The sequence below is a fragment of the Penaeicola halotolerans genome, from assembly GCF_016464625.1.
Taxonomy (GTDB): Bacteria; Bacteroidota; Bacteroidia; order Cytophagales; family Cyclobacteriaceae; genus Penaeicola; species Penaeicola halotolerans.
Genome location: NZ_JAEAGO010000115.1, coordinates 1 through 259, shown reverse-complemented (window position 1 = coordinate 259; position 259 = coordinate 1). Strand labels below are relative to the sequence as shown.

The following is a 259-nucleotide window of genomic DNA, read 5'->3' as shown; positions in this document are numbered from 1 at the left end:
AATTGAATCATGGTTCCTAGATTTTGCGATTGATCATCTCCTCCTCTAGCTTCTAAAAAATTTTCATCTCCTTCAGATACCACAATAGTTACTTCCGCTTTATCTGTCCAAGCATTGTAAGAGACAGTCAATTCGAATGTGTAGGCTCCCTCAGTATCGGTGGTAAATTGTACTGCAATAGAGTTCAATACCGAAAGGGTTGGGTTAGCTCCGGTTGGTTTTTCCAAAAGCTTCCAGGAGTACTCCATAGGCTTTCCAG

1 protein-coding gene is annotated in these 259 nt (G+C 41.3%); it reads right to left on the bottom strand.

What is annotated here, in order from left to right; translation table 11 throughout:
- On the bottom strand, window positions 1-248 hold a 248-nt coding region (locus I5349_RS13850; RefSeq protein WP_226391369.1), incomplete at its 3' end, for a PKD domain-containing protein.
- Between the last annotated feature and the right edge of the window lie 11 nt (window positions 249-259).